This is a genomic window from Proteus sp. G2669, from assembly GCF_009915245.1.
In the GTDB taxonomy this organism is placed as follows: Bacteria; Pseudomonadota; Gammaproteobacteria; order Enterobacterales; family Enterobacteriaceae; genus Proteus.
In genome coordinates this window covers 64423-79850 of record NZ_JAABLX010000046.1, presented here as the reverse complement: position 1 = coordinate 79850, position 15428 = coordinate 64423, and the positions used below count along the sequence as shown (strand labels likewise).

Annotated in this window: 12 protein-coding genes; 10 read left to right on the top strand and 2 right to left on the bottom strand. The window is 34.4% G+C overall.

Annotation, left to right across the window (positions count from 1 at the left end):
• Window positions 1-237: 237 nt before the first annotated feature.
• A complete protein-coding gene (locus tag GWI68_RS12775) occupies window positions 238-951 on the top strand; it encodes an RNA ligase family protein (RefSeq protein WP_166540534.1) in 714 nt (237 codons plus the stop codon).
• Window positions 938-2074, top strand: a complete 1137-nt coding sequence (locus GWI68_RS12770; RefSeq protein ID WP_166540533.1) for an AAA family ATPase — start codon at window positions 938-940, stop codon at window positions 2072-2074. Before GWI68_RS12775 ends, GWI68_RS12770 begins: the two co-directional genes overlap by 14 nt.
• A 151-nt stretch (window positions 2075-2225) precedes the next feature.
• On the opposite strand, the gene GWI68_RS12765 is transcribed toward GWI68_RS12770, so the two are convergent.
• Window positions 2226-2717, bottom strand: coding sequence for a DUF4822 domain-containing protein (locus GWI68_RS12765; protein ID WP_109407685.1), 492 nt, complete (start codon window positions 2715-2717; stop codon window positions 2226-2228).
• A gap of 1017 nt (window positions 2718-3734) precedes the next feature.
• On the opposite strand from GWI68_RS12765, the gene GWI68_RS12760 reads away from it, so the two are divergent.
• The 4 genes from GWI68_RS12760 to GWI68_RS12745 all read left to right on the top strand — a co-directional run bounded on the left by GWI68_RS12760 (window position 3735) and on the right by GWI68_RS12745 (window position 7848).
• Entirely contained in the window at window positions 3735-4955 is a 1221-nt protein-coding gene (locus GWI68_RS12760; protein WP_166540532.1) for a ribokinase, read from the top strand.
• A 27-nt stretch (window positions 4956-4982) separates the two neighbouring features.
• The gene (locus GWI68_RS12755; RefSeq protein WP_166540531.1) at window positions 4983-5720 is read left to right on the top strand and encodes a glutamine amidotransferase; all 738 of its coding nucleotides are present in this window, start codon (window positions 4983-4985) and stop codon (window positions 5718-5720) included.
• Window positions 5721-5849: 129 nt separating this feature from the next.
• On the top strand, window positions 5850-6806 hold the full coding sequence (locus GWI68_RS12750) for a DMT family transporter (RefSeq protein ID WP_166540530.1): 957 nt from the start codon (window positions 5850-5852) through the stop codon (window positions 6804-6806).
• Between the two features lie 10 nt (window positions 6807-6816).
• Window positions 6817-7848 (top strand): phosphotriesterase, encoded by a 1032-nt coding sequence (locus GWI68_RS12745; protein ID WP_166540529.1) that lies wholly within the window; start codon window positions 6817-6819, stop codon window positions 7846-7848.
• 108 nt (window positions 7849-7956) lie between these two features.
• Here GWI68_RS12745 and glpX read toward each other — a convergent pair whose 3' ends face one another.
• Window positions 7957-8937: a class II fructose-bisphosphatase gene (glpX, locus tag GWI68_RS12740; protein ID WP_166540528.1), complete on the bottom strand. Its 981-nt coding sequence runs from the start codon at window positions 8935-8937 to the stop codon at window positions 7957-7959.
• 206 nt (window positions 8938-9143) lie between these two features.
• Here glpX and GWI68_RS12735 point away from each other — a divergent pair, with 206 nt between their 5' ends.
• The 4 genes from GWI68_RS12735 (at window position 9144) to uvrC (ending at window position 15374) form a co-directional block, all read left to right on the top strand.
• On the top strand, window positions 9144-12176 hold the full coding sequence (locus GWI68_RS12735; RefSeq protein WP_166540527.1) for a DUF2339 domain-containing protein: 3033 nt from the start codon (window positions 9144-9146) through the stop codon (window positions 12174-12176).
• A 97-nt stretch (window positions 12177-12273) separates the two neighbouring features.
• Window positions 12274-12678 (top strand): GFA family protein, encoded by a 405-nt coding sequence (locus GWI68_RS12730; protein WP_166540526.1) that lies wholly within the window; start codon window positions 12274-12276, stop codon window positions 12676-12678.
• 196 nt (window positions 12679-12874) lie between these two features.
• Window positions 12875-13558 (top strand): LuxR C-terminal-related transcriptional regulator, encoded by a 684-nt coding sequence (locus GWI68_RS12725; protein ID WP_227335440.1) that lies wholly within the window; start codon window positions 12875-12877, stop codon window positions 13556-13558.
• A complete protein-coding gene (gene uvrC, locus GWI68_RS12720) occupies window positions 13542-15374 on the top strand; it encodes an excinuclease ABC subunit UvrC (protein WP_166540525.1) in 1833 nt (610 codons plus the stop codon). The genes GWI68_RS12725 and uvrC overlap by 17 nt, the downstream gene beginning before the upstream one ends.
• Window positions 15375-15428 lie beyond the last annotated feature (54 nt).

Below are 15428 nucleotides of genomic sequence, written 5' to 3'. Positions count from 1 at the left end.
TTTCAAATCTCTACTAATACAAAGAGACAAATAAATTTGAAGATTAAATATCTAGCTCTTTTTGAAACTTACAGGTAATATCCCTTCATATTTATTTCCTTTCCCTTTTGATTATTTAGGTTGTAGTTATGTAATACGCATTAAGGCACTGAAGTCACGGTGCAGAAACAGAAAATTCACTTACCGAATAACTAGTTAAATTTGGTAGAACCTCTGTTACTTAATGAGTACAAGATAATGAATAATCAATCACAAAAATATGATAGAACCTATCACTATCCTTTTTCACCAGGCACAACAAACGACGATCGTATAAATGCGCAATGGTGGCAGGATATTTGCCAAATAAAACATCTTATCCATACAGAAAAGTTGGATGGAGAAAATAATTGCCTAAATAAAATGGGAGTTTTTGCTCGCTCTCATGCTACACCAACGCAATCCGCATGGACTTCTCAATTGCGTCAACGTTGGCAAATGATGAAAAACGATTTAGGTGAGTTAGATATTTTTGGTGAAAATCTATACGCCATTCATTCTATTGAATATGCACACTTAGAAGAATATTTTTATGTGTTTGCGGTTCGTTATAAAGATAAATGGCTAGGTTGGGAAGAAGTGCAGTTTTATGCTTCTCTGTTTGATCTTCCTACAGTGCCAGAAATTAAATTGCCGGAATGTCGGGATAAAGCAGAGTTTGAAAATATGATTGTTTCACAAGCCAAACAGGCGAGTTTTTTTCAATCTCAAGATGTTTTAACACAAAAACCAAGCCCAATGGAAGGTATTGTGACACGAGATGCTCAGTCATTTTCTTTAAATGATTTTTCTCATCGCGTTTTTAAATATGTTAGAAAAGATCATGTAAAAACGGATGTTCATTGGAAAAAAAACTGGCGACGTGCTCCGTTAATCTGGGAAAAAACACAGGGATTTCATGATGCTACATAAGAAATTACACACTGAGATGTCATGGGAACACCTCTGTGAATTATACGATGAAATTAGTGATATGGCAGGTGTTATGCAGGACCCTATTCATCATGCAGAAGGTGATGTGGCGATACATACACAAAGAGTAATCAATTCAGTTAAATCATTACCTGAATATGGAACCCTGACGGAAAGAGAGCAACAAATTTTATGGATCTCGGCACTTCTTCATGATGTAGAAAAACGTTCTACAACACGGGAAGAAGAGGGGCGTATTATTTCTCCGGGTCATGCGCGTAAAGGTGAATTAACAACACGTTGTTTTCTCTACGAAAAAGTACCTTTAAATTTTGCTGATAGAGAGCAAATTGCAGCTTTAGTTCGCTTTCATGGATTACCTTTGTGGGTAATGGATAAGCCTGATCCTAAAAAAGCATTACTTGCAGCATCGTTAAGAGTGGATTGTTATTTGTTGGCCTTATTGGCTAAGGCAGATATTTTAGGACGCGATTGTGATGATAAACAAGGACTTTTTGACAAAATTACGTTATTTACACTTTATTGTGAAGAGTTAAATTGTTGGCGTAAACCTGCTCCATTTTCTTCAAATAAAGCCTGTTTTCACTATTTTCATACAGAGAATAGTACTGATTGTAATTATGAGCCTTATCCTGAAAAAGGAAGTGACGTCACGGTGCTTTGTGGGTTACCTGGAATGGGAAAAGATACCTATATTCGCCAATATTGTGCAGATATTCCTATCGTGAGTTTAGATGAGCTACGCCGCCAACATAATATTAAACCTGATAATCGAGATGCTAATGGTTGGATAGCACAACAAGCAAAAGAGCAAGCTCGAGTTTATTTACGAGAGCATAAACCTTTTGTTTGGAATGCTACTAATATTACAAGAAAAATGCGAGATCAGCTGATCTCTTTGTTTTATCGTTATAATGCAAAAATAACGCTGGTTTACATTGAAGTGCCTTATGCTCAATGGCAAAAGCAAAATAATGCAAGGAACGAAGTGGTACCTATTAAAGTAATGGATCGTATGTTAAGTAAATTGGAAGTTCCAACACCAGAAGAAGCACATAAAGTAATTTATTGGATTGAAGGAAAATCACAAACCTTGATTTAATTTAGTGGGTTAATTTTGGTGTTTAGCATCATTCAAATAGTTACATGAGAAGTACGCTATAACCATAAAGCAAGGGCTATTTTGTTTCTACAAAATAGCCCTTTTTCTTGTTTATGAGGGATTTATTGGCAGGTAAAACAACGTATTAAATTTATTTTTTAATATGATGCACAATATCGAAATAGGTGTTGCGATCTTCAGCGTTTGGATAAATACGATAAGTATATTCATCATTTTTAATCGTGATATTTTCTACATCACGGGTAAACAACGTCTTACCATTAGTGTCTTTAGCAACTAAGGTACGTATTTTACCATCATCTGACATAGACCAATCGCCTTGCATTTTCTGTTTACCTTCCGGTGTAAACATAATAAATGTGCCATTAGGATAATATTCAGCAAGGCCAAAATAATTACTCACTTGGGCATTATCTGCGTCTGTTTTATTGCCTTTTTCATCAATCGCCTCGGTCGTTACCCAGACTTTTTCTATCATGAGTTTCTCATAGTTATTTAGTTCTTTTTGAGCTTGAATAACACCTTGAGCTTGCATATTAGTGGATGATGTTGAATTCTCAGCGGCAAAAAGAGAAAAGCTAGCGCTTAATAATGAGATTGCGATAAGTGATTTTATTTTCATTTATATATCCTTATTTTACGTTGTACTTTTTGTCAGGAATTTATGTTGTGTCTGACGATATGTATAAATTTAGGCATAAAATGGATGAAGTGCGAGGAAAGAAGTATGACAAAATGTTTCTGATAAAAAGGTTAACTGACAAAAATAATTAGCGATAAATATCGCTCGTGTGGTTTTTTTTAATCTTATTCTCTGCTTTTATTCTTATCCTAGTGATAATTACTTCAAACTGGGCGTGTAAAAAACGAATAGTCTTCATTAATGGCAAGTAAAAAAAATAAAATTCCTGTTTGATTTACAAAACAAAATTAAAGTTTGACTAAATGATGTATTAAATAGACAAAGCATAATGGATTTTTTTGATAAAAATCGCTAGAAAAAAATATAAATTCAAAAAATAAGTTTTATTTCTCCTAAAAAAGAACTTTGCTATCTGACTTAACGTAATCAAGATCACAAAAATGAAAGATAGAAATTGAGTATGTTTTTATCATTGCGTTTATATTTCTTAACTAAATTATTTTAATTTATAGAGAGAGAACGATTTCCATGTAAATATAATAATTAAAATCTATTCATTATAAGAATATTGTTAAAATAGCAATCATAAGTATAGTTAATGTATCATCTAGTTCAATTAAATCGTATTTGAATTAAGTAATATTACTTATTTTTATGTAAGGTTAAATTTGTTTTTTTTTAACCTATTATCTTTAAAAGTAAATTTTATTTTTTTGTTTTAAATTATATTTTCATTCATAGTAAATAAATAAATTTTAGTATTAAATTTTTTTATGATAAATAAATTAAAAATAAATAATTTATCGAATAAGTTTTTTCTTAAAAAATTAAAATATTTATTAAATAATTTTACTATTGCTGTTTTTTATTTCTGTTTACTTTTGTTTTTCATTTTTTATTTCTGTTTTTTTTTGCTTTTAACAAATAACATATGATTGTAATCACAATCCCATAATAACCAATAAACTAAAGTTGTTGATATAGAGGGAACATTAAATGAAAGCAGAACGTCATAAAAAAATAATTAATCTGATTAAAGGTAATGGTGCAGTAAAAGTTTCTTTCTTAGCGAAAGAACTTGATGTTACCAAAGAAACAATACGTTCAGATTTAAATAAACTAGCTGAAAAAGGAATTATAAAAAGATGCCATGGTGGCGCTTTTATAGAATTTGAAAGGTTGGATAAAGTTGCTAAGAAAGAAATCATACAATTTCTAGAGTGTAATGATCAAATTGATAAAAGCGATTTAGTGAATAAAATAGCAATCAATAAAGTATGTGTACTTGGCTCATTTAATGTCGATATGATTAGCTATTTGCCTAGATTACCAGAAGCTGGGGAATCCTTATTATCGAATAAGTTTATCTTTTCACCAGGCGGTAAAGGTTGTAATCAAGCACTCGCTGCAAGCTATGCTGATGCACAAGTGCACTTTATTACCAAAATAGGTACTGATCAATTTAGTGATTATGCAGTTAATTTTATATCGTCTTCAAGAATAAAAACATCAACGATATATCAAACTGAAAATTATCAAACAGGTACAGCCTCTATTTTTGTTTCAGAGGAAAGTGGCGAAAATATTATTTCCATTTACTCTGGTTCTAACATGGATATCTCTGCAGATGAAGTGAAAATACAGAAAGATAAAATTATTGATGCAGACATTATATTATTACAGTTAGAAACGAATATTGAAGCATTAAAAGAAATTATTGCTATTGGAAATGAAAATAATATTCCTATTATTCTTAATCCAGCGCCTTATAACAAAATAGTTAATGAATTACTTCCTATGGTAGATATATTAACACCTAATGAAACGGAAGCGAGTTTATTATCTGGAATAGAAGTTCTGGACATAGGATCTGCAAAGAATGCGGCAGTTTCTATTTATCAACAAGGTGTAAATAAGGTAGTTATTACGCTAGGTAGTAAAGGTTCGTTAGCTTACGACGGATATAAATATATTTATTCACCAGCATATCCGGCAGTGGTAAAGAATACCGCAGGGGCAGGTGACGCTTTTAATGGTGCGCTCGCTGCCTCATTGGCAAAAGGAAAGCAGTTTTCTTATGCGTTACGCTATGCATCAGCTTTTTCATCATTAGCTGTTGAGACGAGTAATGCTTCAGAAATGCCTGAAGATATTAATGTCATGCATCGCATCAATCAAACAACATATTCACAGATTGTTACCCAATCCCCCGAATAAATAATCTTTTTTGAAAGAGGAATCAAAATGAAAATCTTATTTATTGGTGAGTCATGGCATATTCATATGATCCACTCTAAAGGCTACGACAGTTTCACATCCAGCAAATATGAAGAAGGTTCAACGTTCTTATTAAGTTGCTTAAGAGAGAATGGTATTGAAGTCGATTATATGCCTGCTCATACCGTTCAGGTTGCTTTTCCACAAACAGCAGAATCATTGGCTAAATACGATGTCATTGTCATCAGTGATATTGGTGCAAATACGTTCCTTCTGCAAAACGATACTTTTTACAATATGAAAGTTATTCCTAATGCATTGGGATTAATTAAAGAGTTTGTAGCGAATGGCGGCGGCTTATTAATGATTGGTGGTTACCTGTCATTTATGGGGATTGAAGCTAAAGCAAACTACAAAAATACATTACTTGCAGAAGTTCTACCTGTCGAAATGCTAGATGGTGACGATCGTGTTGAAGCGCCTGAAGGTGTATTTGCAAGTGCCGTAAATGCTGAACACGTATCAGTGAAAGGTTTTGGTGAATGGCCAATGTTCCTTGGCTATAACAAAGTTTCAGCTAAAGAGAATACAGAAACTGTATTAAATATTGGCGAAGATCCATTACTGGTATTTGGTCAATTCAAAAAAGGGAAAACAAGTTGCTTTATGAGTGACTGTTCACCGCACTGGGGGAGTAAACAGTTTTTAGCATGGCCACATTATACCGATATGTGGGTTAACATTCTTAATCAAATAGCACGTTAGTTTGAATTAAAAATGACTGTTATAAAAAGTAAAAAGCGCAGAGTTGCAGCTCTGCGCAAATAAAAAATCGATTACTTAAAAAATAAAAAAAGAAATCACTCATAACCAATAATCCAAAAGGAACGTCTTATGAGTACAAAAAATTTATCAGTGCCCTTACTAATGTTAGCAACGGTGTTAGCGGGCATGCTATCACCAATGCAATCTGCGGTTAATGGTGAGTTAGGACACGTTTTAAACGATGGTAACGCTTGTGCAGTTATCTCTTTTGGCGGTGGTTTAGTGGTAATGTTTTTTATCATTATATCGAAAAAACAGTACCGTCAACAATTTGCTTCAATACCAAGTTTAATTAAAACACGTAAAATCCCATTATGGAACTGGCTTGCCGGTCTTTGTGGTGCGATGGTTGATTTCTCTGAAGGAGCTTCGGCAAGTGTATTAGGGATTGCTACATTCCAAACGGCATTAATTTCGGGAATGATATTGTCAGGTTTATTGTGTGACCGCTTTGGTGTGGGTGTGGATGAGAAAAAATATTTCACGCCATACCGTGTATTAGGTGCAGTGTTGGCCGTTGTTGCAACTCTATTGGTTGTTTATCCACAATGGCAATCAACGTCATTTATTTATTTAGCTAGCTTACCTTTCATTGCAGGTTTATTGGCCGGTTGGCAGCCAGCGGGTAACTCTAAAGTAGCAGAAGCAACGGGTTCTGTGATGGTGTCTATCACTTGGAACTTTATTGTTGGCTTTGCTATTTTAGCGATTGTTTTAGTTATTCGTATGGCATTAGGCCATATCACAATTGAATTACCTGGAACATGGTGGATGTATTTAGGTGGTCCTTTAGGACTGATGTCTATCGCATTAATGGCTATTTTAGTGCGTGGTTTAGGCTTGCTGATGTTAGGTGTTGCATCCACAGCGGGTCAGTTATTAGGTTCTGTCTTAATTGATCTGCTATTACCTGCATTAGGCAATACCGTTTATTTAATGACAATTATCGGTACATTATTTGCGTTAGTGGGCGCGATTGTAACCACAATCCCTGAATTTAGAGCCACTAAGTCAGCGAAAGCATAGGAGTAACATGATGAAAGATTATATTCAAACTGTGATGGGCCCCGTTAAAAAAGAAAATATGGGGCTGACATTACCTCATGAACATCTATTTAATGATCTCTCTAGTGTTGTTGATGAACCTTTTTATGAGTTCTCGCATGTATTAGTTGATAAAAAAGTCAGTGCAGATATTCAATGGGGACTTAAATACGATCCTTATTGTTGTTGCGATAATATGGATGAAAAGCCAATTGATGATGTTATTTTTGAATTAAATAATTTTAAAGAATTAGGTGGCGGAACAATTGTTGATGCAACGGGTTCTTCATCCATTGGTCGTGATATTAGAAAGCTAAGACAAGTTGCAGAAATAACAGGAATTAATATTGTTGCATCCTCAGGACTTTATATCGAAAAATTTGAAGGTCAACGTCTTGCTGATGATATAGAAGCAATGGTGAAAATTATTGATGACGAATTAAATGTCGGCATTGATGGTACAGATATTCGTGCAGGAATGATTGGTGAAATTGGGGTTTCTCCTTTCTTTACTAACGGTGAAAAAAATAGCTTACGTGCAGCAGCAATTGCTCAAAATAATAATCCTCATGTTTCTATGAATATTCATATGCCAGGCTGGCAACGTCGTGGTGATGAAGTTTTAGATATTCTGTTATCTGAAATGGGCTGTAACCCGGCTAAAATTTCATTGGCACACTCTGATCCCTCGGGTAAAGATATTGATTATCAATGCAAAATGCTAGATCGCGGTGTTTGGCTTGAGTTTGATATGATTGGCCTTGATATCTCTTTCCCTAAAGAGGGCGCTGCGCCAAGTGTTATGGATACTGTTGAAGCTGTCGCAACCTTAATTGAAAGAGGTTATGGTAGCCAAATTGTATTAAGCCATGATGTGTTTTTAAAACAAATGTGGGCAAAAAATGGGGGAAATGGCTGGGGATTTGTTCCGAATGTATTCCTTTCATTATTAGCTCAACGTGGTATCGATAACTCTATTATTAAAAAGTTATGCGTTGATAATCCAGCAAATTTATTGGCTTAAATCTGAGTTCAAATAAATAACAATAAACATACCCCTTGAAATATTTAGCGGCACCTTAATCGAGTGCCGCTTTTTTATGTCTCAAGGAGCAGAAGACAAACAGAAAAATTAACGTAAATGGTAATTTTCAATATAACGTAGTGAATGAGTTGAACCATTAATCACTAAAGAATGTGTCTGTAGATATTGGGATTGTTGCTTAACACCAGATAAAAGATCTCCAGCCGTAATAGCGGTTGCTGCAAACATCACATCTTGATTACGAACTAATGTATCTAGTGATAATTTGATGTTCACATCAGTTCCCATTTTATGACAGCGAGCAATTTCACTGACAGCAAGTTCTCTATTTTCTGCAGTATTTCCTTTTGCGGTATCACGTGTAATCAGACGAGCTTGCATATCACCACCAAGCGCTTTAGCTATTGCTGCACTAATAACACCTTCTGGAGCTCCGCCAATACCGTACATAACATCAATACTATTATTTGGCATTGTGGCATATAAAGAAGCAAGAACATCACCATCAGGTAGTGTAATGACATTTATCCCTTTGGAACGAAGGTCGTTAATAATATCGTGGTGGCGAGGCTTGTCTAAAATAGCCAGTGTGAGTTGCTCAACTGATTTATTTAATGTTTGTGCAATAGCATCAAGGTTATATTCTAGGCAGTGGTTCAGATCAATGACACCTGCAGCTTGTTTACCGACAATTAATTTTTCCATATACATATCGGGAGCTTGTAAAAAACTGCCTTTAAAACCCGCAGCTAAAATAGCAAGAGAATTGTTTTCGCCCGTAGCGACCATGCGAGTGCCATCAATAGGGTCAACAGCAATTTCTATTTTTTCACCTTTGCCATTACCGACTTGTTCACCAATATAAAGCATTGGTGCTTCATCTATTTCGCCTTCACCAATAACGATTTCACCATTGATATTTAAGCTATTTAAACGTGCTCTCATGGCACTTACGGCAGCATCATCCGCTGCATTTTTATTTTGTTTTCCGATCCAAGGCATGGCTGCAATGGCCGCAGCTTCTGTTACAGAAGCAATTGCGTTAGTTAGTTCGTCATTTAATTTCATATTATGAGTGTGTTTTTTAATACAAATGGAAGATTAAAGGAGTTGATAGATCATACCTTTTTTTTGAAATTGTGTGCTAGGTTTAAATCAAAAGTTCTTGAAATTGATTATTTAGGAATAAACTAAGATAAATCTGTGAAAATTAAAGTATAACTAAGGTTAAGAGATTAAAAATATACGGTGTATTATGCAAAAGGATTAGGTTGATGGATGATTTTCTGACACTCATCGTTACGATATTTGTCGTGGTATCTTTGTATTGGCAATATCATTCCTATACAAATACTAACTCATTGTTGTATCGAATTAAGCAACTTGAAGAAAAGCTTACTGAACAACAAGCTAAATTACTTAAGTTATTAAATAAAAATAGCTCTGCAAATGAGAGTGCAGATCTTGATGATAATAAAAATGAAATAGGCGATTTATCGCGTGAAATAAAAGGAGAGCCAAAATCAACTTCATCAAGTTATCAGCCTAAAACAAGCTCATTCATTAACAAAACAGAAGAGATACAAAATAAGGTTGAAAATAAAGAGCCACCTGTTTATCAACAAGCACAGGTATCAAGAGAAACAACATTCGATAAAGTTTCTCCTAAAGAACAACCTTCGATCGCAGATACTTCTATTAGCAAGGAACTTAATGTAGAAAATCCACACTCTAATAAGTCAACCTTCTCTAAGCAGGAGCAAAAACCTTACCAACCTAAAATTTCAACGAGCCGTTTTGCTCATCATTATCAGAACGAGCCTAAAAACACACCAACTGAAATTTCACCAACTCCACTTACAGAGAATATTGTGAATGTAGCGAGAGCCAATCAATCTGGATCTCAAACAGATAATATAGGTACAACAGCTCAAGCCAGACCCGCATCACAATATAGACCTGCTTTAAATCCTCGACCAAAACGTCAACAAAAATCAATTTTGGGACTTATTTGGAATTGGGTAGTAACAGGAAATCCGTTAGCTAAAATAGGGATGTTATTACTCTTTTTTGGTCTATCTTATTTACTTAAATACAGTATTGAGAATGAACTTGTCTCAGCATCAACACGTTTAATGATGGCTGGAACAGGATGTTTGGTCTTATTAGGCCTCGGCTGGTGGCTTAGAAAGAAAAATCTGATGTATGCACTTATTTTGCAAGGAGGCGGAATAGGTGGGCTGTATATCACTATTTTTGCAGCTACTAAAATTTATGATTTTATTCCTATTGGCATCGCATTAGCCATTCTGGTGTTTATTTGTATAGTCAGTGTTATTTTAGCGGTTCTTCATCGAGCAATTAGTTTAGCTGTATTAGCTTCATTAGGCGGTTATTTAGCACCTGTTTTATTGTCTACGGGCAGTGGCAATTATATTGCATTGTTTAGCTATTATCTTATTCTTTCCATAGGCATTCTTATTATTAGCCATTGGCAAGTTTGGCGTTTATTAAATCTTATTGGTTTTGCTTTTACTTTTGGTATTGGTTTTATATGGGCAATACCAAATTACACTCATGCCGATTATTTACCTTGCCAGCTATTTTTAATTGCAAATTGGTTGATTTTTGGTGTTGCAACGGAACTTTCAACATTAAAAAATAAGCTGAGGCTCAATATTCCTTTTGATGCCACATTATTATTTGGTACACCGTTGATTGGTTTTATTTTCCAACACCGATTAGCGTCAGAATGGGAATACGGCGTTGCTATTGCTTCATCTCTTTATGGATTAGCCTATTTTGCGTTGAGTTGGTTTGTCCTTAAACGCTATCGCGAAGAGGGTAAATTACTGGCTATTGCTTTCTTTATGCTATCAGCCACATTTGCTACTTTAGCTGTACCATTTGCTTTCTCTGCTGAATGGACATCTATGGTATGGGCAATTGAAGGAGTTATGATCCTTGCGTTTTCTGTTTTACAGCAACAAAAGAAACCAGCTATTGCCGGGACTATTTTAGTTGCAGTTTCCTTTGTTCTGTTATTTAACATGCGTGTTATTTCGTTAAGCGATTGGCTAATGTTTATAACACAAATGATTGTTGTATTTGCAGTGGCGATACTGTGGTATCGAGCTAAATTTATTAATATTGATAACCGTACTATTGGATATGTAACACTATTTATTGCTGCGGTGAGTTGGGGATATTGCGTATTCACTTTACAAGAGTATGGCGAATATTGGTTCTCTCCAAGTGTGAAATCCATCACTTTTGCTTTTATTCTTATTAGTTGCTGGGGAATGTATTTCGTAGGTAAAAAAACACAATTTTCTGAATTAGCGAGTTGCTCTGTTTTGTTGTGGCCAATGTCAGCGCTTATTCTGTTAGTGTATATTTTCCTTGCTGGGTCATTAATTGACAATTGGTTAAGTGCCATTGTATGGATAGCAATATTTGTGAGTGGCTTCTATTTACTTAAGGTTAATACGTTATTGCCTACACAAAGGTTAAATAAAGCATTAATTCATGTTATGCATCTTGTTTTTATTGGTTTGTTCTTATTCACTGAAATAATTTGGCTAATAGATACCACTTATCTTTATATAAGCCTGCATTTTGCCAGTGTTATTTTTTCCATTAGTTTATATATAGCAATAAGCACTATACTTGTTATGAGAGTTAATTGGATTAAAGTATATCTAAATACTTATTTAGTAATAACAGTACCTGTTTTAGCTTTACTCGCTCTTTCTTTAATTTTTGCAAATATGAATAATGGCACTGAAAGTGGTATTAAATTTATACCACTCTTTAATCTGATGGATCTCATGGGAATTGTGGGGATATGGGTTGGTTATAAATTTATTTCAGTAATGAAACAGTCTCCTAAATATCAACAGTTATTACAAAATAACTTCCCATTATACAATTATATTATTCCTGCGATAATTTTCTGGTGGGCTAACGGAGTTTTATTAAGAGGATTAGTCTTTACTACTGATATTGACTGGACAATGTATGAGATCATTAACTCTAAAGTGATCCAAACAGTATTAGCCATTATTTGGGCAATTACTGCATTAGTGACAATGATAATGGCAACACGCAAAAAATCACGTTCAAGTTGGTTTATTGGTGGTGGGTTATTAGCAGTTGTCATCGCTAAGCTCTTCTTAATTGATACATCGCTAAGTAGTGGATTACTTAGAGCATTGGCCTTTATTGGTGTTGCTATATTGATTTTGTTAATCGGTTATTTCTCACCATTACCGCCTAAAAAGCAAAGTCAGAAGACAAAAATGTAGGAAATATTCACGCTTAAAAATACTTATTTGAGAAATTAAATCATGCATATAATCTTAAAAAATTTATGCATGATTTAAAAAGAAGAGGAGAGTATCGATGCATCAAGGCCAATGTTTGTGTGGTGGTGTTAAATTGTCAACCACACGAGATATTTCTGATCTCAGCGCTTGCCATTGCAGTATGTGTTTACGTTGGAATGGTGGTCCTGGGTTTTCAATTGATTGTCAGTCAGATTTGAGTATCGAAGGTGAAGAAAATATCACACTCTATGATTCATCATTATGGGGTGAGAGGGCATTTTGTAAGCACTGCGGTTCTCATCTTTTTTATCATTTGAAAGAAGCCAATATTTATTATGTATCAGCAGGATTGTTTTCTGAAACCAAAGAAAGCAAGCTTACTCTACAAATTTATATAGATAATAAACCTCATTATTATAATTTTATAGAAAAAACACCGATGCTTACAGAAAAAGATATTATGGATATGTTTAATAAATAATATTGGTATTATTTATTAATTGTATACATTTACATTTTTGATTGTAATAAAGGCTCATTTATATGAGCCTTTATTTATATCTGAACAGTTAATAGATTGATTTAATAAAAATAAGATATGGTTGGGAAAAAACTAGAATGTTAATGAGCAATGCAATATGATAATTAGATATTTAAATAAATACAGATTTTTTAACATGTTAACTGAAAAGGAAAAATTATTGATAAATACAATAATAATAAGTCAGGTTGAGTTATTTAGTTTGGGAATAAAAACACTTCTTAGTCAAATCAAAAAAATCAATATTAGAAATATTATGACTGATGAAACAGAAGCATTCCGCTATTGTCGTCAGTTTTCTATTAACCTTATTATTATCTACTCATCTCCTTCAGTTTCATTAATTGATTCAATAAAAAGGATTAAACGTTCATTCTTATCAATTAAAATTATTGTTATTTCACCTAATACTGATTCCATTTTATCTATACCGCTTCTTCAATTAGGAATTGAAGGTTTTGTGGTCATAGATGCCTCGTGTGAAAATATTCTTCAAGCCATTCGGCAAGTGTGCATTGGCCAGCGTTATTTAAGCCAAGAGCTTGCTATGGATATAGCATTGGCTAAATTACAAAAAGATTTGAATCCATTACATCATTTATCTGAAAGAGAATTGCAAGTGATGTCTATGATAATTAGAGGAAAAAAAATCACACAAATCGCAGATGAGCTAAATCTCAATACAAAAACAGTAAATAGTTACCGTTATCGAATGTTTAGTAAACTTAAAATCTCAGGTGATGTAGAATTAACTCATATAGCAATACGTTATGGGTTAATTGAGATAGAGAGTCATTTACAAAGTGGAAGACAAATTTGACGCCAAAGCATTCTTAAGCCGAGTCACTGATAAACCAGGTGTTTATCGAATGTACGACGCAACAGATACTGTAATTTATGTCGGTAAAGCCAAAGATCTGAAAAAAAGGCTTTCGAGTTATTTTCGTGTGCAAGTAAATAGCCGTAAAACCGAGGCATTGGTTAAGTGTATTGCAAATATTGATGTGACTATTACACATACAGAAACAGAAGCATTGTTGTTAGAGCATAGTTACATTCAGCGCTATCAACCTCGTTATAATGTGTTATTACGAGATGATAAATCTTATCCTTATATTTATTTAAGTGGAGATAAACACCCAAGACTTGCTAGCTACCGTGGTGCAAAGCATGCAAAAGGGGAATATTTTGGGCCTTTTCCTAACTCTTTTGCAGTAAGAGAAACCTTGGCATTGATGCAAAAATTATTTCCTATTCGTCAATGTGAAGACAGTGTGTATCGCAATCGTTCAAGGCCTTGTTTACAGTATCAAATTGGTCGCTGTCTAGCACCTTGTGTGAAAGGTTATGTTTCAGATGAAGAATACGCTCAACAAGTTAATTATGTACGGCTTTTTCTTTCTGGTGATGATACACAAGTGATTGAAGGCCTTGTGGCACGAATGGAAGAAGCAAGCCAAGATTTACGCTTTGAAGAAGCCGCACGTATTCGTGATCAGATTCAAGCTGTAAGACAAGTGACGGAAAAACAATTTGTTGCCAATATTGGTGATGATCTTGATGTGATTAGTGTTGCTTTTAATGGCGCGATTGCTTGTGTGTATGTTCTCTTTTTTCGACAGGGTAAAGTGTTGGGAAGCCGAAGTTATTTTCCTAAAATCCCAGCAAATACTTCACTTGATGAGGTTGTTCAAACTTTTATTGGTCAATTTTATTTACAAGGAAGTGCTATTAGAACATTACCGACTGAAATTCTGCTCGATTTTAATTTGGAAGATAAAGCGATCCTTTCTGAATCTATCTCATCCATTGCAGGGCGAAAAATTCAAATTCAAACTAAACCTCGTGGTGATAGAGCACGTTACTTGAAATTAGCTAGAACAAATGCAGCAACAGCATTGGCCTCAAAACAAGTCGAACAATCGACAATTTCACAACGCTATGCCTCACTGATGTCTCTTCTTGATATGAAAGAGATAAAACGAATGGAATGTTTTGATATTAGTCACACCATGGGGGAACAAACTGTGGCTTCATGTGTAGTATTTGATATGAATGGCCCATTAAAATCGGAATATAGACGTTATAATATTAGTGGTATTACTCCTGGTGATGATTATGCGGCGATGAATCAAGTACTCACTCGACGTTATGGTAAATCATTAGAAGAAAATAAAGTTCCTGATATTATCTTTATTGATGGCGGTAAAGGGCAATTAGCACAAGCAATAGAAGTATTTGATTCTCTGGATGTTGATTGGGATAAGTCACACCCTAAATTAATTGGCGTTGCAAAAGGGAGTGATCGTAAAGCAGGGCTTGAAACCTTGTTTTTTGTCCCCGAAGGTGAAGGAATGGCATTACCTTCTGATTCACCTGCATTGCATTTGATTCAACATATACGTGATGAATCGCATCGCCATGCAATAACTGGGCATCGTCAACGTAGAGCGAAAGTGAAAAATACTAGCTCATTAGAGTCTATTGAAGGTGTGGGGCCTAAACGTCGTCAAATGTTATTGAAATATATGGGAGGGCTACAAGCTTTACGAGATGCAAGTGTAGAAGAAATTGCGAAAGTTCCCACAATTTCGACAGCATTAGCAGAAAAAATATTTAATGCGTTGAAACACTAAGTGTATTGATGCACCATATTAATAACTCTCACTTTTCTAGGTCGTGTAGAACGC